Genomic DNA, 19,119 nt, shown 5'->3' with positions numbered 1-19,119 from the left:
CCGGCCTCTACAATAAGGCCGGTCTGAACATCTTTATGCGAGGGCCGCTATACGGCTGCGTTCGCTAATGAGTTGTAACGCCGCATTGGCTGCTTCCACGCCTTTCACCTTGAAGTGGGCATGGAAGAAGTCATGGTGCTCCTTGCTTTCATGGAAATGATGCGGCGTCAGGACGACGCTGAGAACCGGAACTTCAGTCTCAAGGCCGACTTGCATCATGCCGTCGATAACGGCAGTTGCCACGAAATCATGCCGATAAATGCCACCGTCTACGACCAACGCCGCGCCGATGATGGCCGCATACTGGCCGGTCTTGGCGAGGGTTTTGGCATGGAGAGGGATTTCATAGGCACCAGGAACGTCGAAGATTTCCACTTCCACGCTAGTGCCAGCTTTCGCTGATAGTTCCGCGACAAAGCTCTTGCGGGCTTCGTCGACAATATCAGCATGCCAGCGGGCTTGAATGAATGCAATCTTGAATGAAGTTTTGTTCGGATAGCTCTGGTTCATAGGTTCCTCGCGAAACTAGAATCAGGGCGCACAAAAGAACGCATAGATAATGCCCAAGGGCATGATCCTGACGCTCAATCGCTCTCTTCCATCCGGACTTTAACCGTCGGCCCCGGCATCTCACCGGATCTGCTGACCCTGAACTGAAGCCGAATCGGCCTCTGTACAGGCGCTCGCGGGCTCGAAACGTTCGTTTCATACCGCCGGTGGGGAGTTTCACCCCGCCCCGAGAACAAGCCCGCACACCATTGTGCAAGCGCCGCGAAACTATGCTCTCGTAACACGCTTGTCCAGTGAATTGAGGAGGATTTCTGTCTCCGATTTTTCAGGTTGAAGAGGGCATATTGAGGGTGCAATGCAACAGGAAGTGCGATGCAGAGCACTTCGTTGAGGCTAAGTGGTTAATTTATAAGATCTTTTCCGATGGAAATTCGTTTTTTGATTCTAATCGATTAAATTTCACCGATTTTATCAATCAAGGGATATTGACACCCTGGCGGGTTATGAGCCTATCCTATGGTCACATCTTGTCTTGCGGATATTTCGCATCCATGAAAGACAACGTTGTCAATTGTGCTGAAGCGGCGTATGAGTGGGATGGAGGATTTCAGGAAAACGTCGTGAAGGATGGCCGAGCACAGGTGAAAGCAGATGCTTTCGCATCGTATTGCGGCATTAAATAGCGGGGTCAGCTGTTTGGAGCAGCCGGTTCTGGGTCCGTGCCGAGGAGGTGCGGATGGGAATGACGAGACGGATTACCATGGAGAAGCAATGGCTTGTCCGGATATCCGATAGTTATGGTTTCGTTTGTTTCTACGGGAGGTAGACATGCATAAACTTTTGAAGCTCGCTGCGATGGGTACGGCCGCCTGTGCTTTGCTCGCCGGAATGGCCCCTGTTGCCAACGCGCAGGACAAGCAGAATGTTGAAGTTCTGCACTGGTGGACCGCTGGCGGTGAAGCTGCGGCTCTCGAGGTTCTCAAGAAAGATCTTGAAAAGAAGGGTATCAGTTGGACCGATATGCCGGTTGCCGGTGGTGGCGGTACGGAAGCTATGACAGTGCTGCGTGCGCGCGTCACAGCGGGCAATGCGCCGACGGCGGTGCAGATGCTTGGCTTCGACATTCGCGACTGGGCGGAGCAGGGTGCCCTTGGCAACCTCGATGAGGTTGCTAACAAGGAAGGTTGGGAAAAGGTCATCCCGGCTCCTTTGCAGGAATTCGCCAAATATGATGGCCACTGGATCGCTGCTCCGGTCAATGTTCACTCCACCAATTGGATGTGGATCAATAAGGCGGCACTCGACAAGGCTGGCGGCAAGGAACCTGCCAACTGGGATGAATTGATCGCTTTGCTCGATAAATTCAAGGAGCAGGGCATCACGCCGATCGCTCATGGTGGACAGCCTTGGCAGGACGCGACCATTTTTGATGCGGTCGTCCTGTCTTATGGCACCGACTTTTATAAGAAAGCTTTCATCGATCTCGACCCTGCAACTCTCGGCAGCGATACGATGAAGGAGGCTTTCGACCGTATGACGAAGTTGCGGTCCTACGTTGATGACAATTTCTCCGGTCGCGATTGGAACCTCGCTTCCGCTATGGTCATTGAAGGCAAAGCTGGTCTTCAGTTCATGGGCGATTGGGCAAAGGGCGAATTCATCAAGGCTGGCAAGAAGCCGGGCGAGGATTTTGTCTGCATGCGCTATCCGGGTACGCAGGGCGCTATCACCTTCAATTCCGATATGTTCGCTATGTTCAAGGTCTCGGAAGACAAGGTTCCAGCGCAGCTTGAAATGGCCTCGGCGATTGAAAGCCCGACATTCCAGTCGGCCTTTAATGTGGTGAAGGGATCTGCTCCGGCGCGCACCGACGTACCGGACACTGACTTCGATGCTTGCGGTAAGAAGGCTATCGCCGACGAAAAGGAAGCGAGTGAAAAGGGCACGATGCTGGGCTCCATGGCCCATGGCTATGCTAATCCGGCTGCAGTCAAGAACGCGATCTATGACGTTGTAACACGCCAGTTTAACGGTCAGCTTTCTTCGGAAGATGCCGTCAAGGAACTCGTGTCGGCTGTCGAAGCTGCCAAGTAACAGCATATGGGCGTCCGGGATATTCTTCCCGGACGCTTTTCATTCCAGGCGTTCTGAATATGGGCGCGCATTTTAAAGTGCTGGCAGCAACGGCCAGAAATCAAAACAACAATTGCATGATTTAGGTCTGCATGTTTCCATCGGAAATTGCAGCAGGCCGAGCTTATTAAGTGCATTCGGTTGCGTGTCATAGAATAGCACCGGATTGCCAATCAAACCGATGTCCGGATCCTTCGCCAGATAATTGGCCTGGTTTCCGGCGGCGTGAACAGGGTGACGCAAATATGCAGCGTAACAGCCGATTACAGGAACTGGTGCCAAAGCTGGTTCTGGGACCGAGCTTTCTGATAGTGCTCGTGTTTGTCTATGGTTTCATCATCTATACAGGTGTTCTTTCGCTAACCAATAGTCGAATGTTACCATCGTATGGTTTCGTCGGTCTCACGAACTACACCAAACTTTGGGCTTTGCCGCACTGGTGGCGTGCGATCACCAATCTGGCAATCTTTGCATCGCTCTACATCATCATCTGTTCGGTTATCGGACTATTTCTCGCAATCCTCCTTGACCAGAAGATTCGCGGTGAAGGCATTCTGCGCCCGATCTATCTCTATCCGATGGCGCTGTCTTTCATCGTCACTGGTACGGCATGGAAGTGGTTTCTCGATCCGGGCATTGGTCTGGAAAATACAATGCATTTATGGGGTTGGGAGAGTTTCTCCTTCAACTGGATCAAGAGCAATACCATGGCAATTTACTGTCTGGTGATTGCTGCCGTATGGCAATCTTCCGGATTTGTGATGGCGATGTTCCTCGCAGGATTGCGCGGCGTGGATAATGAAATCATCAAGGCGGCCCAGATTGATGGAGCATCCACGGGGACCATTTATCGCCGCATCATTATTCCGTTGATGCGTCCGGTTTTCCTGTCCGCTTTCGTGGTTCTCGCTCATCTGGCGATCAAGGCATATGATCTCGTTATCGCGCTGACCGGCGGTGGGCCGGGCCAGGCCACGGAATTGCCTGCGACGTTTATGTATTCTTACACCTTCACACGCAACCAGATGGGCATCGGTGCATCATCTGCAATCATCATGCTTGCAATGATCTTCTCGATCATTATCCCTTATCTTTACTCTGAAATTCGCGGAGGGTCGCGGTCATGAGCGCCCAGTCGCAAGACAATGCCATCAACAGTGGAAAGCTAACGCGTGCGCTGATCTACACTGCGCTACTGCTCTTCGCTTTCTACTATCTGTTGCCGCTCTATGTAATGCTGGTTAACTCCTTCAAACCCCTTGAAGAAATCCGCCAGGGCGGGATGTTGAACCTGCCGCAGCAGTGGACCATTGATCCGTGGCTATCTGCCTGGTCGACAGCTCAGATTGGGGTTCAGCCCACCGGGCTGAAGCCGTTCTTCATCAACTCGATCCTGATGGTCGTTCCAGCCGTTGCAATCTCAACCATTGTCGGCGCGTTGAACGGTTACGTCCTGACCAAATGGCAATTTCGTGGATCGAACATCTTTTTCGGCCTGCTGCTTCTGTCGTGCTTTATTCCGTTCCAGATCGTGCTCATTCCGATGGCGCGTGTTCTTGGTCTTCTGGGGATCGCTGGCACGATCTGGGGACTGATCCTCGTGCATGTGGTTTATGGCATCGGATTTACGACGCTCTATTTCCGCAATTATTATGAAGCCTTCCCAACAGAACTGGTTCGGGCTGCCCAAATAGACGGAGCAAGCTTCTTCCAGATATTCTGGCGTATTTTGCTGCCATCCTCAGGACCGATCATCGTAGTGTCCGTGATCTGGCAGTTCACCAATATCTGGAACGACTTCCTGTTCGGGGCTTCCTTCTCTGGTGCGAATTCCACGCCGATGACGGTTGCGCTCAACAATCTGGTTTCCTCTTCCACCGGCGTCAAAGAATACAATGTCCACTTCGCAGGAGCCATCTTGGCGGCTCTGCCGACGCTGATCGTTTATATCGTTTCTGGCCGCTATTTCGTACGTGGTCTGATGTCCGGTGCCGTTAAGGGATAAGTTGCAAATGTCTTTTCTGAAAATTTCCGGCCTCTACAAGTCCTACGGCAATGTTTCGGTTTTGAAGGATATTAATATCGAGATCGACGAGGGCGGTTTCCTCGTCCTCGTCGGCCCATCTGGTTGTGGTAAATCAACATTGCTGAACACTATCGCCGGGCTCGAACCAATCACGTCTGGTGACATTGCCATCAATGGCAAGACGGTTTCCGGCTTGCACCCGTCGCAGCGCGATATTGCAATGGTCTTTCAGTCCTATGCGCTTTATCCGAACATGACAGTTGCCGGGAATATCGCTTTTGGTATGGAAATTCGTAAGGTTCCGAAGGCTGAACGCGACAAGGCTATTCAGGAAGTTGCCGATATTCTGCAGATCGGTCATCTGCTGGACCGCAAGCCGAGCCAGCTTTCAGGTGGTCAACGTCAGCGTGTAGCCATGGGACGCGCTCTGGTGCGCAATCCTCAGGTCTTCCTGTTCGATGAACCGCTTTCCAATCTCGATGCCAAGCTGCGTGTCGACATGCGCACTGAGATAAAACGGCTGCACAGCCGGATGAAGACCACGATCGTTTATGTAACCCATGATCAGATCGAGGCAATGACCTTGGCAACCAAGATTGCGGTTCTGAAGGATGGAATCTTGCAGCAATTCGGAACTCCAGCCGAGATTTACAACAATCCGGCTAACATGTTCGTTGCTGATTTCATGGGATCACCAGCGATGAATCTGGTGACTGCGCGGGTCGAAAAAAACGGATCGGGTTATGCGATTCATCTTGGGCGCGGTGAGGACGAGCCGCTGAAGCTGCCATTGAAGGCGGCGCCTCACGGATTAGGCGCGTACGAAGGCAAGGATATTGTCTTCGGTATTCGTCCTGAAGCACTCACCGATCTAGATGGAGCTGATCGCAATGCAGACGCTGTCGTGGAAGGGGATTGTCTGATCGATGTTGTTGAGCCAGCGGGATCGGATACATTTGCCGTCACGCGTTTGGGTGGCAAGCATGTCGTGGCGCGGCTGCGTGCGGATGCCCGCATTACTGCAGGACAGTCAGCCCAGCTTGCATTCAACCTGGATAAGTCGGTTTTCTTTGATCCGAGCAGTCAGGAAAGAGTTCTCTAATCATAAGGTACATAGTGCAGCCTCTGCCAAGAGAGCGGAAGCTGCGTGAAACGAAAAGAGCGCTTCCATTTTATTGAAAGCGCTCTTCTTCATGTCTGCCTGGAGGGCAAAAAACTTTGTTTAGGGGCACACTTTAACGCAAGAAATCTAGCCCGAGAAGGCCAACCGCAAGCGCAGTGTTGAGTGAAATGATCATCATCCCATAGATGATGGCGGTTCTTGTAATATCGTTCATTTCCTACCTCCTTGAACCGGAGCGGCCCCCCACCCGGTTCGAAGCCTCGTGAAACTGTAACGAAATGTAACAAGCTGTTACGGGAAGCGCAACCCCGTTTTACGCAAATGTGAACGACTGAAATCTGGCGTGAGATACTGGGCAGATTCTACATCGAGAAGGATATTTGGCTCAAAATGGTGATAAATTACTGATTTTATCGCACATTCACCGCAATGTGACGCCGTTTCGACTAGCAATGTTTAGCTCAGCGCTACATAGGATAGTCGGTTCTTTCATATCCGTTGTTTCGGAACATTACCGTGAATCGCATCATTCCCCTTGTGTTGGCCATAGCTCTGTTCATGGAACAGATGGATTCGAACGTGATCTCGACGTCGCTTCCCGCTATCGCTGCTGACATCGGTACAAGCCCTATTGCGCTCAAGCTGGCGCTGACCGCTTACCTTGTTGCGCTCGCAGTTTTTATTCCCGTCAGCGGCTGGATGGCTGATCGCTTCGGGGCCAAGAATGTCTTCCGGACTGCAATTGCGGTATTCGTGGTTGGTTCTGTAGCCTGCGCTGCATCGAATTCACTGACTGCTTTCGTCGTTGCGCGGTTTTTGCAGGGCATGGGCGGTGCGATGATGACACCGGTTGGCCGTCTCGTACTTATCCGTTCGACTCCGCGCAGTGAACTTGTGTCAGCTATGGCGTGGCTGACGATTCCAGCAATGGTCGGGCCGCTGGTAGGTCCACCAGTCGGTGGTTTTATCACGACTTTCCTTACTTGGCATTGGATTTTCCTGATTAATGTACCGATCGGTTTCGTCGGTATCTGGTTCGCAACGCGGTTCCTGCCAGACACAGACGAGCGCATCGTAAAGCGCCTTGATTGGACGGGCTTCTTTCTGTCAGGGATCGCAATGTCGGGCGTTGTCTTCGGACTGTCGGTCGTCAGCCTGCCAGCCTTGCCGCCTGCGGTCGGTTTTACAACTCTTGCAATCGGTATTGTCTGCACGGTTCTCTATCTTCAGCATGCGAGGAGAACCGATGATCCGCTGCTGAACCTGAAACTTTTCGATAATCAGGTATTTCGTTCCGCAGTCATCGGCGGCAGCATTTTCCGGTTTGGGATCGGGGCTATTCCATTCCTGCTGCCATTGATGTTTCAGCTTGGCTTTGGTCTCACACCGTTTCAGTCGGGTATGATGACTTTCGTTTCGGCGATTGGCGCTATCAGCATGAAATTCGGAGCAAAGCGTATTTTTGTCCGTGTCGGCTTCCGGCGCGCTCTGATGGCAGGGTCTCTAATTTCAGCCTGTTTCATTGCCATTAATGGTTTGTTCACACCGACAACACCCTACTGGGTCATCATCGGCTTTTTGCTGGTGGGAGGTTTTGCGCGCTCATTGTTCTTCACTGGTGTCAATGCGCTGGCTTTTGCCGAAATACCAGATGAAAAGACAAGTCAGGCGACGCCAATCACGGCAGTGGCGCAGCAGGTTTCTATTGCTATCGGGGTGGCACTCGCAGGCTGTATCCTGGAAATCAGTACGTCGCTACGTGGAGCCCATCTTGAACTGGTGGACTTCCACATCGGCTTCTTTGTGGTTGCTGCTGTTTCTGCAATGGCTTTTCTGTGGTTTGCACGACTTGCGCCGGATGCAGGCAAGGAACTTGCTGCTCCGACTGTCGTGAAACATCACAGCAAAGAACGCGCAGCTGTTGAAGCTGCGAGCACCTCCGCCGGAAAATAAACCCTAGCCCTTAAAATCGCGAGCGAGCAGATAAAGCTCGACAGATTCGGCGCGGGATGCCGGCGGCTTTACATGATGCACGGAGCGAAATTTCTGCTTGAGTAGTGCCAGGAGTTCGTTTTCCGTGCCGCCCTGAAATGTCTTGGTAAGAAAATGTCCACCTGGCTTCAGAACCGAAATAGCAAAATCAGCAGCGACTTCGCAGAGATGCACTGTACGCAGGTGGTCAGTACGGCGGTGCCCGGTGGTTGGTGCAGCCATATCTGAAATGACGAGATCTGGCTTGTCGCCGAGTGCGTCCATCAGCTTTTGCGGGGCCTCATCATCAAGGAAATCCATTTCCAGCAGCACAACTCCGGGCAGGGGATCGACATGTAGATAGTCGATGCCCACAACATGCGGGTTCTCGTCGGTTGAACCTACGATCTTGGCGGCGATCTGCGACCAGCCGCCCGGCGCAGCGCCGAGATCAATGATTTTCTGACCCTTCTTGAGCAGATCATAACGATCATTGATTTCAATGAGCTTATAGGCTGCTCGCGAGCGATACCCATCCTGCTTGGATTTATGAACATACGGGTCGTTCAAGTGACGCTGAAGCCAGCGGCGCGATGATTCCTTGATCGTGCCGGCCTTCTTCTTCACGCGCACCTGCAGATTGCTGGAACCCGCACCACCGCGACCGCCAGTTTTTACTCCGCCTTTGTTTCCGCTTGCCTTGCTCATTATCAGTGCCTGTTTCTAGCGCCTGTCGCGCGATTGTGTCGCCATGCGCCATCGCGCGACATCAGTTCGGTCAAAATGCCTTCACGCAGACCACGATCGGCAACAAGTAGTTTCTCACTGGGCCATATTTTGCGTATCGCATCAAGAATAGCACAGCCTGCCAATACCAGATCGGCGCGGTCTGCGCCAATGCATGGGTTCGCTACACGGGCGTCAAAATCCCACGATAGAAGACGGTTGGTCATCTGCGTCACGTCGTCGGCACCCATCCACATACCATCAACCCGACGACGATCGTAACGATCGAGACCAAGGTGAATTCCCGCCAGCGTGGTCACCGTTCCCGATGTGCCCAGCAAGTGGAAACGCGGACTTGCCACAAGATTTCCAAGACACTGACGCTCAGCAAATTGCGCAAGCAGATCGGTTACATGGGAAACCATGGAATCGAAACTTTCCTGCGTGACGTTACGTCCGCCGAACCGTTCCGCCAGTGTCACAACACCGACCGGGAGAGATGTCCAGGCCATTATATGTTCTGCCAGGCGTGGAGAACGGCGACGGGAAACATCAATCAGCGCGATTTCAGAAGAGCCGCCGCCAATATCGAACAGCACGACGGCATCCGTCTCGCGGGTAACCAGCGTGCCGCAGCCTGAGACAGCAAGCCGGGCTTCCGTCTGCCGGTCTACGATCTCCAGTTCAAGTCCGGTTTCAGCCAGAACCCGTTCCAAAAACGCTTCGCCATTCGAGGCTGAGCGGCAGGCTTCGGTGGCTATCAGCCGCGAACGCCGGATTTTTTTGCCTGCAAGTTTGTCACGGCAAATCTTCAGCGCTTCGACGGCACGATCCATCGCATTGTCGCTAAGTCGGCCGGTAGCACTCAAGCCCTCTCCCAATCGTACGATACGTGAAAACGCATCCACAACGCGGAATTGGCCCGGCCTCGTCGGCGACGCAACCAGCAGGCGGCAATTATTTGTGCCAAGATCCAAGGCAGCATAAAGCGGAGCATCGCCCTTTTCGGGGTGCGCGCCGTTAACGGCCCTCAATGTTTGGCCATTGCTATCCTTACGCTTGTTTTGAGCCGAAGCATGCGGGTTATCCCCACGTGCACCGTTGTGCTGAGCCTTTGCTGCTATCTCGACTACCGGAGGCGTCTGTCCACCTTGCTGCCGTGCCTGCTTCTTCTTGCGAGCACGGCGACGGCGATTCGAGATTTTACCGGGAGATCGCTGTTGGTTGTTTTCTGCCTCAGCTGCTGCGGGCTTTTGTGCAGAAGATTCGACGACAGGTACGGACTTGCCACGCCGACGCCGACGCGCCCGTTTACGCTGGCTCTGCGAGTTCGTGCCTTCGGTCTCGTCCTGTGATTTTGAGCGTCCTGAATCGGATGCACTACGGGCATTACCGATATCTGTAACGGCTTTTTTGCGCGGTCTGCGCTTGCCGTTATCGGACGGATTCCGGGCTTGCGAGTTGCCCGATTGTCCGCCGGACGCCCCTTGGTGCACCATTTCGGCGGTGCGCTCGTCGGGGTTCTTCAAGGTTCTTGTCCTTATGGCGCCGCGCGAACCTGTCAGGACGCAAGCAAGGCGCTTCAATTTCTACGTTGTGCATAATGTAACAGTGGTTTTCTGTTTTACCAAGGGGCAGGCTGTGGGGAGCCGCCGGAAATTTTTGAATGCACGTATGAAATTTGAGGCAACGGCGCGCCCGGGGGCTTTCGCTGGTGGCGAAAGCCCTTACTGAGTCGATATATCTAGGCCTAGATGTCGTAAGTATGGGCAGCGTTGATTGTCGCAACGAATTGTTTGGTGCGCTCTTGCTTGGGCTTTGTGAAAATATCGTGTGCAGTTCCGGTTTCGACGATATTGCCCGACTCGAGAAAGACGACATTTTTTGCAATCTTGGATGCAAGCCGTAGGTCATGCGTAGCAATCACCATGGTCGTGCCTTCCTTGGCGAGCTTGCTCAAAACATCAACGACTTCAGATGCAAGCTCGGGATCAAGCGCCGAGGTGGGCTCGTCGCACAAGAGCACACGCGGTGACGGAGCCAGCGCACGTGCAATCGCGATACGCTGTTGCTGTCCGCCAGAGAGCGTTGAAGGCCAAGCATCTGCTTTATGCGCCATGCCCACTTTGGTAAGCAGTTCCATCGCACGTTCTTTTGCTTTGTCTTTTGGCCATTTTAGAACCGTAACAAGGCCTTCCATCACATTCTGGATCGCTGTCTGATGAGGAAAGAGCTGGAAGTTCTGAAACACCATGCCCGTCTGACGGCGGATTGACTGGATCGCTTGCCAGCTCGGCTTGCGGTCAGGTTCGAAGCTCAGGCTCTGGCCACCCAGAACAAGAGTGCCCGATGTCGGAATCTCAAGCAGGTTTATGCACCGCAACAACGTGCTCTTGCCGCCACCGGATGGACCAACCAATGCTGTCACTGTGCCTTCTGCTATCGCAACATTGATATCGTTGAGAATAACAGCGTCGTCAAAGCGCTTTACGATGTGTCGAAGCTCGATCATGCATTTGTCTCCAGTGTGCCGCCATAGCGTCCGAAGCGCCGCTCAAGCCGCACTTGTAGAGCCGAAAGAACGGAACTCATCACCAGATAGATCAGGGCTGCTTCGATATAGAGGATGAGAGGTTCGTAAGTGGTCGCGACGATACGTTGCGCCGACTGGAAAAGTTCAGGCACTGTGATCGCGGCAGCGAGCGATGTGTCCTTTACCAGAGAAATAAAGGAATTAGAGAGCGGCGGCACTGCAGTCCGGGTTGCCTGAGGCAGGACTGTGCGTGCAAGCGCCTGACGCCAGCTCATACCGATGGAGTATGCGGCTTCCCATTGACCTTTCGGAACGGCGGATATGACAGCCCGGATAATCTCAGAACTGTATGCGCCGACGCTGAGAGAGAAACCAATCACGGCTGCTGGAAATGCATCAAGATAGATGCCTGCGCTTGGCAGACCGTAAAAGATCACGAACAACTGTACGAGGAGAGGTGTGCCGCGGAATATCCAGACATAAAAGCGGGCGACGGACGAAAGCCAGAGTGGTGCAAACAATCGCACAAGTGCGGTTAGCAATCCCAATGTCAGGCCGAAAGCAAAGGACAGAAGGGTAAGGGGAATGGTGAAGATCAAACCAGCCCACAGAAGAGTGGGCAGGGATTCCAACATCAGTTGAAGCCAATCGGGCACGTTTTTCGGCTCCTCATAAATACTTGGAAGTCAGACTGAAATGAAGCTGTACGCTCTTATCTTATACAGTCTGGCATTCATGTCTTTGGAATAGTTTTTTTAAATCACAATAAAACGAAGCCGGAAGTAGCTTCCGGCTTCGTGCATGAACCCGTTACAACGCTTACTTGGAGACGTCCTGGCCGAAATATTTCTGCGAAATCTTGTCGTAGGTGCCGTCGGCTTTGATTTCGTCGAGAGCCTTGTTGATGGCTGCTACGAGATCGTCGTCGCCTTTACGGACAATGATGCCCGAAGCGTCTGCATTCTCCTTCTCGGCCACAATTTTTACCGGTGCCTTGGGCTGATGCTTTTTGAAGTCGAGGAAAGAAAGGCTGTCATTGAGCGTCGCGTCGGCGCGGCCCGTCAGAACGAGCTGGATTGACTGGTCGAAGCCATCGGTTGCAACGAGCTCGGCCCCAGCTTCCTTCGCAAGCTTGCCATAGTTGCTGGTCAGCGATTGCGCGGACTTCTTACCCTTGAGGTCGGCAAAATCCTTGATCGTGTCGTCCTTGTCATTGACGATCAGAACGACCTTCGAAACGATATAGGGATTGGAGAAGTTGAACTTCTTCTGGCGTTCTTCGGTAATGCCTACCTGATTGATAACAGCATCATAGCGCTTGGCATCAAGACCTGCGATGAGGCCATCCCATTTGCCTTCCACGAATTCCGGCTTTACGCCGAGCTTGGCGGCAACAGCCTCACCAATTTCCACATCGAAACCGACAAGTTTGTTTTCCTTGTCATGGTAGGTAAACGGCGCATACGTGCCTTCGGTGCCGATCTTCAAAACGCCAGCCGACTTGATGGCGTCGAGATTTTCTCCAGCCATTGCACCAGTGAAGAGGGCTGCCTGAATAATACCTGCGGTAGCGAGAATCTGAGCGAATTTCATTTTGGTATCCGTGATCTGGTTGATGTCCTATTGATCGCAGAAATTTAATTCCAATGATGCGTTGAAACCGGGTCGCAATTCCTCTCAATTGAGAGATTATTTCCAATTTTTGATAATCACATAGGATTATATTCTATCTGAAGCGTTTGTCCAGATCGGGTGTAGAAGATGCTTCCGCATATAACTGAAAGTGGCGGTCTGCGATAACGAGTTTGAAAACGAAAAAGCCGCCCAAGGGGCGGCGTTCTCTTCTCAAAAATGCCGGATTACTCCGGCTTGCCGTACCCACCGCCAGTCGGAGTGATGACGGTGAAGGCTTCGCCTACCTGCAGAACGGTCTGGTCGCAATTGCCTAGCACATCCACTGAACCGTCCTTGCGCCGCACTTCATTGCGGCCGGTCTGGCCAGCTTCGCCGCCTTCCAGACCGAAAGGCGCCACCCGGCGATGACCGGAAAGAATGGCAAATTCCAGCGTTTTCAGCGCGCGGATCGTTCGCTTGGTGCCGTCGCCCGCGTGCCATTTGCCCTTGCCGCCGGAGTCCTTTCGAATATGGAAGTCTTCCAGCAAGACGGGGAACCGGGTTTCCAGAATTTCCGGGTCGGTCAGGCGCGAATTGGTCATGTGGGTGTGCACAGCATCGGCACCGTTGAAACCGGGACCGGCTGGCGCGCCGGAACAGATGGTTTCGTAATACTGATATTCATCATTGCCGAAAGTCAGATTGTTCATCGTGCCCTGCGCTGCGGCCATAGCCTTGGTCGCGCCGAACAGGCAGTTGGTGACAGCCTGACTGACTTCGACATTGCCCGCCACGACCGCCGCTGGATATTGCGGAGAGAGCATCGAGCCTTCCGGCACGATGATCCTGATCGGTCGCAGGCAGCCCGCATTCATCGGAATGTCGCCCTCAACCAGCACGCGGAAGACATAGAGCACAGCCGCACGGGTGACGGGCTCCGGCGCGTTGAAATTGTCGGAACGCTGTTCCGACGTGCCGGTGAAATCGACCGTCGCTTCGCGCTTTTCCTTGTCGATGGTGACGCGCACCTCGATTTGGCAGCCCTGGTCCATCTCATAGGTGAAATGGCCGTCGGGCAGCTTATCGAGTACGCGGCGCACGCTTTCGGCGGCATTGTCCTGAACGTGGCCCATATAGGCTTTCACGACATGCTCGCCGAATAGGCCAATCATCTTTTTCAGCTCGGCCACGCCCTTTTCGTTGGCCGCGATCTGCGCCTTCAGGTCGTTGACGTTCTGCGTCAGGTTACGAACGGGGTAGGTCGCGCCAGTCAGCAGAGCGGCAAGCGCCTCTTCGCGGAAGGTGCCGCGATCCACCAGCTTGAAATTGTCGATATAGACGCCTTCCTGCTCGATATTGACTGCAAGCGGCGACATGGAACCCGGCGCGATGCCGCCAATATCCGCATGGTGTCCACGGCTTGCCACCCAGAAACGGATTTCACGGTTCTCGTCATCGAAAACCGGCGTGCAGACGGTGAGGTCGGGCAGGTGGGTGCCGCCATTATAAGGCGCGTTGATGAGAAACACATCGCCCGGCTTGATATCGTTGTTCTCGCGAATGGCGGTGGCAACCGACGCATCCATGGAGCCAAGATGCACCGGCATATGCGGCGCATTGGCGACGAGATTGCCTACCGCGTCGAAAACCGCGCAGGAAAAGTCGAGACGCTCCTTGATATTCACAGAATAGGCCGTGTTTTGAAGCGTGACGCCCATTTGCTCGGCAATGGACATGAAGAGATTGTTGAAAATCTCCAGCATGACCGGATCGGCTTCGGTGCCGATGGCCGTGCGCGCGGGCAGCGCCTTGATGCGCGTCAGCACCACATGGTCATGCGCAGTCAGGCGGGCCTGCCAGCCATCTTCGATGACGATGGTCTGGTTTTTCTCGATGATGATCGCCGGGCCGGTGACGGTCTGGCCGCGCTGCATCTGCTCGCGCAAGACAACGCCCGCGTCGTGCAACTCGCCTTGCGAGAAGAAGCTGGTCCGCTTGGCGGTTGCAGCTTCCAGATCGCTGTCGAGCGATTGGGCGCTTTCGGTTTCGCCTGCGCCACCACCCACGGCTTCGACTTCCACCGCGTCGATAACGAGAGCCTTGTTTTCAGCAATGAAGCCGAAACGGCGCTTATGGGCTGCCTCGAATTCGGCGCGAAGACGGTTGGCATTGTCCTCAGCCGGGAAGGTGGCTTCAACAGAGAGCACCGTGTCGGTGCCCGCATAGCGGATGTGGGCGCGCAGATGACGCTGCACGGTTGCGGCTTCTATGCCTTGAGCCAGAAGTTCGGCCACGCATTCCTGCGCCAGTTCTTCACCCAGTTCTTTCAGGGCTGAAGGCGCTGCCGGATCGAGCGCGACGCCGAGCGCCTTTTGACGGGTGGCGCGAATATCGGCTAGGCCCATGCCATAGGCAGAAAGCAGGCCGGACATTGGATGGAGGAGAATATTCTTCATGCCAAGCGCATCGGCAACGAGACAGGCGTGCTGGCCACCCGCACCGCCAAAACAGTTGAGCGCATAGCGCGTCACGTCATAGCCGCGCTGGACGGAAATTTTCTTGATAGCCTCGACCATATTGGCAACCGCAATGCGAATGAAGCCGTCGGCAACTGTTTCCGGAGAGCGACCATCGCCAATTTCGGCTGCGAGCACGGTGAAGAGTTCACGCACCCGTTCCACATCGAGCGGCTGGTTCTGTTCGGGACCGAAAATCGCCGGGAAAAATTCCGGCAAAAGCTTACCGAGCATGACATTGGCGTCGGTAACAGCAAGGGGGCCGCCATTGCGATAGCAGGCCGGGCCGGGATTTGCGCCTGCTGAATCCGGGCCGACGCGAAAACGTCCGGCATCGTAATGCAGGATCGAGCCGCCGCCTGCGGCAACGGTGTGGATCAGCATCATGGGCGCGCGCACACGCACTCCGGCAACTTCCGTTTCGAAAGCGCGTTCATATTCGCCGTCAAAATGCGCAACGTCCGTGGAGGTGCCCCCCATGTCGAAGCCGATGACTTTAGGGAAGCCAGCTGTTTCGCCAGTACGGGCGAGGCCGACAACGCCGCCTGCCGGGCCGGAAAGGATCGCATCCTTGCCCTGAAACAGATCGGCTGCCGTGAGACCACCCGACGACATCATGAACATGACGCGCGCGCCGGTGCGCTCGACATCCAGCTCGTTGGATACCTGCGCAACATAACGGCGGAGAACCGGCGACAGATAGGCGTCAACGACCGTGGTATCACCACGGCCGACCAGCTTGATCAGTGGAGAAACCTCATGGCTAACGGAGACCTGTTCAAAGCCAAGGCCGCGCGCAATGCGAGCAATTTCTGCCTCATGAGCGGGAAACTTATAAGCATGCATGAGGGCGATGGCGACGGATTTGTAGCCCTGTTCCTTCAGCACAACCAGTGCGACTTCGGCTTCGGCGGGATCGAGCGCCGTTTCAACCGTGCCGTCAGCCTGAACGCGTTCGTTCAGTTCTACGACCTTTTCATAAAGCGCTTCCGGCTTGATGATTTCGGTCGCGAAGATGTTCTTGCGTTCCTGATAGCCAATGCGCAGCGCATCACGGAACCCCCTGGTGGTGACAAGTGCCAGCCGCTCGCCCTTGCGCTCCAGAAGCGCATTGGTGGCGACCGTCGTGCCCATGCGAACTTCGCCGATGGCACCGGCGGGAACCGGTTCGCCGGTCTGCAAACCGAGATGCAGGCGAATGCCGTGAACGGCGGCATCCTTATAGGCAGACGGGTTTTCGGAAAGAACCTTGCGTGCATGGAGTTGGCCCTGCGGATCGCGCCCGATTACGTCTGTAAACGTACCGCCGCGGTCGATCCAGAAGTCCCATACTCCGCGTCCCGTTCCGCTCATTGCCTGCTCCCTCATACAAAATTCCAGATGCATTGAGTTGTGTATTCTGAAAACACTTCTGAAATTGACAGTCACATTTTATTGACAAAATGTCGATAAGATGATGACATAAAATTCACATAAAAGCGGGAGCGTCAAAATGGGTAAAGATAAGGCTCTTGAGGAAGAGCCTAAGATCGGAGACGAGATGCAGGAGGCTGGCTTCGATGAAGTCACGCTGCCCAAGCATTTGCGCCCGGTTACCTCAATCGGCCCTATTGTCTCGTCTGCGCATCTCGCCGAAGGCGGTTCGCCCGGCATGTCCGAGGTTGAATATGGTCTCATTCTCGCATCACACGCGTTTTCGCGCTGGATGGTTCGCTGCATGGCTGCGGCGGGATTACCTGGGCTTTCCCCCATCGAAGTGCTGATTCTCCATTCGATCCGCCACCGCGATCGCGAGAAGAAGCTTGCCGATATCTGCCTCGTTCTCGACATTGAAGACACGCATATTGCCACCTATGCCATCCGCAAGCTTGAAAATGCCGGCTTGTTGACGACGGGCAAGGCGGCAAAGGAAAAGACGGTGCAGATCACCGCCAAGGGCGCAGATGCCTGCGCGCGCTATGCGCAGATTCGCGAGCGCCTGCTGGTCGTTTCCACGGCCAATGCGCGCCCATCGGAAGAAACGCTTTCCGAAGTGGCTGCCCTTTTGCGCTTCATGTCTGGTGCATTCAATCAGGCCACGCGGTCTGCCATCACACTTTAAGAGGGTTGAAAGTTTGAGCGGAACCGAGTTGAGCGAACCAGTTTCAAAACCTCTGCTGACCGTCGATGGCCTCAGTGTCGAATTTGGCGCGAGCCGTGTCGTTGACGATCTGAGCTTCTCGGTCCATCCCGGTCGTACGCTGGCTGTGGTGGGCGAATCCGGTTCGGGCAAGTCCATCACGTCGCTTTCCATCATGCGGCTTGCCGATATGAGCGGCGCGAAATTCCCGTCCGGCCGCATTCTGTTTGGCGAACGCGATCTGCTCAAGGCCGATCAGAAGACGATGCGCGGCATTCGCGGCAAGGAGATCGCCATGATCTTCCAGGAGCCGATGACGTCGCTCAATCCGGTTTTCACCATCGGCAATCAGCTATCCGAAGTTTTGATGCTGCATGAAGGCATGACCCAGCAGGTGGCGCTTGCCGAGGGGAAGCGGCTTCTGGAAATGGTGCGGCTGCCGGACGCGGAAGGGCTGCTGAAGCGCTATCCGCATCAGCTTTCCGGTGGTATGCGCCAGCGCGTCATGATCGCCATGGCGCTTGCCTGCCGCCCGAAACTGTTGATCGCCGATGAGCCGACGACCGCACTCGATGTGACCATTCAGGCCCAGATACTGCACATTATCAGAGATTTGCAGCAAGAGCTTGAAATGGCGGTAATTTTCATCACGCACGATATGGGCGTGGTGGCGGAGATGGCCGACGATGTGGTCGTCATGTGGAAGGGCAGGAAGGTCGAGGAAGGCTCGGTCGGGCAGATTTTTTCGAAGCCGGAACATGCCTATACCAAGACGCTTCTGTCGGCAGTGCCAAAGCTTGGCAGCATGACGGGCGAAGTCTTCCCCAAGCGAATGCCGGTCATGACCATGCGTGATGGTGTGCCTGTTCTGACCGGCGAGGAACGCATTCAGGATACGGCACGCTATGGTGACAAGCCGTTGCTTTCGGTGGACGATCTCTATGTGCGCTTTCCGATCAAGAAGAACCTGTTCGGCAAGGTCACCCATGTCTGCAACGCGGTGTCGAAGGTCGCATTCGATATTTATCCGGGCGAAACGCTGGCGCTGGTCGGTGAATCCGGTTCGGGCAAATCGACCATTGGGCGCACCATCCAGCAATTGCAGACGCCGCTTTCCGGCGATATTCGCTTCAACGGCAAGGCCTATTCGGCCATGAGCGCTGCCCAGCGTTATGCCATGCGCCGTGAAGTGCAGTATATTTTCCAGGACCCGTTCGCATCGCTCGATCCGCGCAAGACGGTTGGTTTTTCCATTGCAGAACCCATTCGCACGCATGGCCTGCTCGATAATGACAAGGCAATCAATGCACGTGTGGCGGAATTGCTGGAGCGGGTCGGCCTTGGTCCGGAACACGCCATGCGCTATCCGCACGAGTTTTCCGGCGGTCAGCGCCAGCGCGTCTGCATAGCGCGTGCACTTGCCTCCAAGCCGAAGCTCATCATCGCCGATGAAGCCCTGTCGGCGCTTGATGTTTCGATTCAGGCGCAGGTCATCAACCTGTTCATGGACCTGCAGAAAGAGCAGGATCTGGCTTATCTCTTCATCAGCCATGACATGGCGGTGGTCGAAAAGATGAGCCATCGGGTCGCTGTACTTTATCTCGGCCAGATCATGGAACTCGGCTCGCGACAGCAGGTTTTCGAAACACCGTCGCATGACTACACGAAGCGACTTCTTTCGGCTGTGCCGATTGCCGATCCGTCGGCGCGCACCACCCGCCCTGCGCTGGAAGGCGAAATTCCAAGTACGACGCGTCGGATCGATGACAAGCCGCCGATCTATCACCATCGCGAGGTCGCAGCCGGGCATTTTGTGGCCGAAACCACCTGACACAAAGTTCAACAGAA

At 54.6% G+C, this 19,119-nt stretch carries 14 protein-coding genes and 1 riboswitch; of the genes, 7 read left to right on the top strand and 7 right to left on the bottom strand.

All coding sequences use genetic code 11. From position 1 onward, the window contains the following. Positions 1 to 33 precede the first annotated feature (33 nt). Positions 34 to 510, bottom strand: coding sequence for a 6,7-dimethyl-8-ribityllumazine synthase (locus MKS82_RS20855; RefSeq protein WP_109986454.1), 477 nt, complete (start codon positions 508 to 510; stop codon positions 34 to 36). 76 nt (positions 511 to 586) lie between these two features. After that, positions 587 to 748, bottom strand: a riboswitch (FMN riboswitch). A 590-nt stretch (positions 749 to 1,338) separates the two neighbouring features. On the opposite strand from MKS82_RS20855, the gene MKS82_RS20850 reads away from it, so the two are divergent. The 5 genes from MKS82_RS20850 (at position 1,339) to MKS82_RS20830 (ending at position 7,745) form a co-directional block, all read left to right on the top strand. Next, a complete protein-coding gene (locus tag MKS82_RS20850; protein ID WP_109986456.1) occupies positions 1,339 to 2,604 on the top strand; it encodes an ABC transporter substrate-binding protein in 1,266 nt (421 codons plus the stop codon). A 284-nt stretch (positions 2,605 to 2,888) separates the two neighbouring features. Further along, positions 2,889 to 3,770: a carbohydrate ABC transporter permease gene (locus MKS82_RS20845; protein ID WP_061347050.1), complete on the top strand. Its 882-nt coding sequence runs from the start codon at positions 2,889 to 2,891 to the stop codon at positions 3,768 to 3,770. Then, on the top strand, positions 3,767 to 4,648 hold the full coding sequence (locus MKS82_RS20840; protein ID WP_109986458.1) for a carbohydrate ABC transporter permease: 882 nt from the start codon (positions 3,767 to 3,769) through the stop codon (positions 4,646 to 4,648). Before MKS82_RS20845 ends, MKS82_RS20840 begins: the two co-directional genes overlap by 4 nt. Positions 4,649 to 4,655: 7 nt before the next feature. After that, positions 4,656 to 5,771 carry an ABC transporter ATP-binding protein gene (locus tag MKS82_RS20835; RefSeq protein ID WP_109986459.1) on the top strand — a complete coding sequence of 372 codons (1,116 nt, stop codon included), beginning with the start codon at positions 4,656 to 4,658 and terminating at the stop codon, positions 5,769 to 5,771. Between the two features lie 537 nt (positions 5,772 to 6,308). Further along, entirely contained in the window at positions 6,309 to 7,745 is a 1,437-nt protein-coding gene (locus tag MKS82_RS20830) for a DHA2 family efflux MFS transporter permease subunit (protein ID WP_109986460.1), read from the top strand. Positions 7,746 to 7,748: 3 nt separating this feature from the next. On the opposite strand, the gene MKS82_RS20825 is transcribed toward MKS82_RS20830, so the two are convergent. The 6 genes from MKS82_RS20825 to MKS82_RS20800 all read right to left on the bottom strand — a co-directional run bounded on the left by MKS82_RS20825 (position 7,749) and on the right by MKS82_RS20800 (position 16,505). Beyond that, positions 7,749 to 8,471, bottom strand: a complete 723-nt coding sequence (locus tag MKS82_RS20825; RefSeq protein WP_109986461.1) for an RlmE family RNA methyltransferase — start codon at positions 8,469 to 8,471, stop codon at positions 7,749 to 7,751. Between the two features lie 2 nt (positions 8,472 to 8,473). Beyond that, a complete protein-coding gene (locus tag MKS82_RS20820; RefSeq protein ID WP_109986462.1) occupies positions 8,474 to 10,018 on the bottom strand; it encodes a Ppx/GppA phosphatase family protein in 1,545 nt (514 codons plus the stop codon). 221 nt (positions 10,019 to 10,239) lie between these two features. Then, a complete protein-coding gene (locus MKS82_RS20815) occupies positions 10,240 to 11,001 on the bottom strand; it encodes an amino acid ABC transporter ATP-binding protein (RefSeq protein ID WP_109986463.1) in 762 nt (253 codons plus the stop codon). Continuing rightward, complete coding sequence (locus tag MKS82_RS20810) at positions 10,998 to 11,678, bottom strand: ABC transporter permease subunit (protein ID WP_109986464.1); 681 nt, start codon at positions 11,676 to 11,678, stop codon at positions 10,998 to 11,000. Before MKS82_RS20810 ends, MKS82_RS20815 begins: the two co-directional genes overlap by 4 nt. 163 nt (positions 11,679 to 11,841) lie before the next feature. Further along, the gene (locus MKS82_RS20805) at positions 11,842 to 12,615 is read right to left on the bottom strand and encodes an amino acid ABC transporter substrate-binding protein (RefSeq protein WP_109986465.1); all 774 of its coding nucleotides are present in this window, start codon (positions 12,613 to 12,615) and stop codon (positions 11,842 to 11,844) included. 266 nt (positions 12,616 to 12,881) lie between these two features. Then, positions 12,882 to 16,505, bottom strand: a complete 3,624-nt coding sequence (locus MKS82_RS20800; RefSeq protein WP_109986466.1) for a hydantoinase B/oxoprolinase family protein — start codon at positions 16,503 to 16,505, stop codon at positions 12,882 to 12,884. A 139-nt stretch (positions 16,506 to 16,644) separates the two neighbouring features. Between MKS82_RS20800 and MKS82_RS20795 the strand changes: the two genes are divergently transcribed. Next, positions 16,645 to 17,253, top strand: coding sequence for a winged helix DNA-binding protein (locus MKS82_RS20795; protein WP_181394234.1), 609 nt, complete (start codon positions 16,645 to 16,647; stop codon positions 17,251 to 17,253). 13 nt (positions 17,254 to 17,266) lie between these two features. After that, positions 17,267 to 19,102 (top strand): ABC transporter ATP-binding protein, encoded by a 1,836-nt coding sequence (locus tag MKS82_RS20790; protein ID WP_109986467.1) that lies wholly within the window; start codon positions 17,267 to 17,269, stop codon positions 19,100 to 19,102. Positions 19,103 to 19,119: the final 17 nt, after the last annotated feature.

This window comes from Ochrobactrum sp. A-1, from assembly GCF_022488005.1.
Lineage (GTDB): Bacteria > Pseudomonadota > Alphaproteobacteria > Rhizobiales > Rhizobiaceae > Brucella.
Note: the sequence above shows the minus strand (reverse complement) of the source record. Positions and strands in the feature narration are given on the sequence as shown.

Excerpts from the sequence above, each read along its gene's own strand:
- MKS82_RS20855 (WP_109986454.1), bottom strand. The coding sequence starts at position 510 with ATGAACCAGAGCTATCCGAACAAAACTTCATTCAAGATTGCATTCATT.
- MKS82_RS20850 (WP_109986456.1), top strand. The coding sequence starts at position 1,339 with ATGCATAAACTTTTGAAGCTCGCTGCGATGGGTACGGCCGCCTGTGCT.
- MKS82_RS20845 (WP_061347050.1), top strand. The coding sequence starts at position 2,889 with ATGCAGCGTAACAGCCGATTACAGGAACTGGTGCCAAAGCTGGTTCTG.
- MKS82_RS20840 (WP_109986458.1), top strand. The coding sequence starts at position 3,767 with ATGAGCGCCCAGTCGCAAGACAATGCCATCAACAGTGGAAAGCTAACG.
- MKS82_RS20835 (WP_109986459.1), top strand. The coding sequence starts at position 4,656 with ATGTCTTTTCTGAAAATTTCCGGCCTCTACAAGTCCTACGGCAATGTT.
- MKS82_RS20825 (WP_109986461.1), bottom strand. The coding sequence starts at position 8,471 with ATGAGCAAGGCAAGCGGAAACAAAGGCGGAGTAAAAACTGGCGGTCGC.
- MKS82_RS20815 (WP_109986463.1), bottom strand. The coding sequence starts at position 11,001 with ATGATCGAGCTTCGACACATCGTAAAGCGCTTTGACGACGCTGTTATT.
- MKS82_RS20805 (WP_109986465.1), bottom strand. The coding sequence starts at position 12,615 with ATGAAATTCGCTCAGATTCTCGCTACCGCAGGTATTATTCAGGCAGCC.
- MKS82_RS20800 (WP_109986466.1), bottom strand. The coding sequence starts at position 16,505 with ATGAGCGGAACGGGACGCGGAGTATGGGACTTCTGGATCGACCGCGGC.
- MKS82_RS20795 (WP_181394234.1), top strand. The coding sequence starts at position 16,645 with ATGGGTAAAGATAAGGCTCTTGAGGAAGAGCCTAAGATCGGAGACGAG.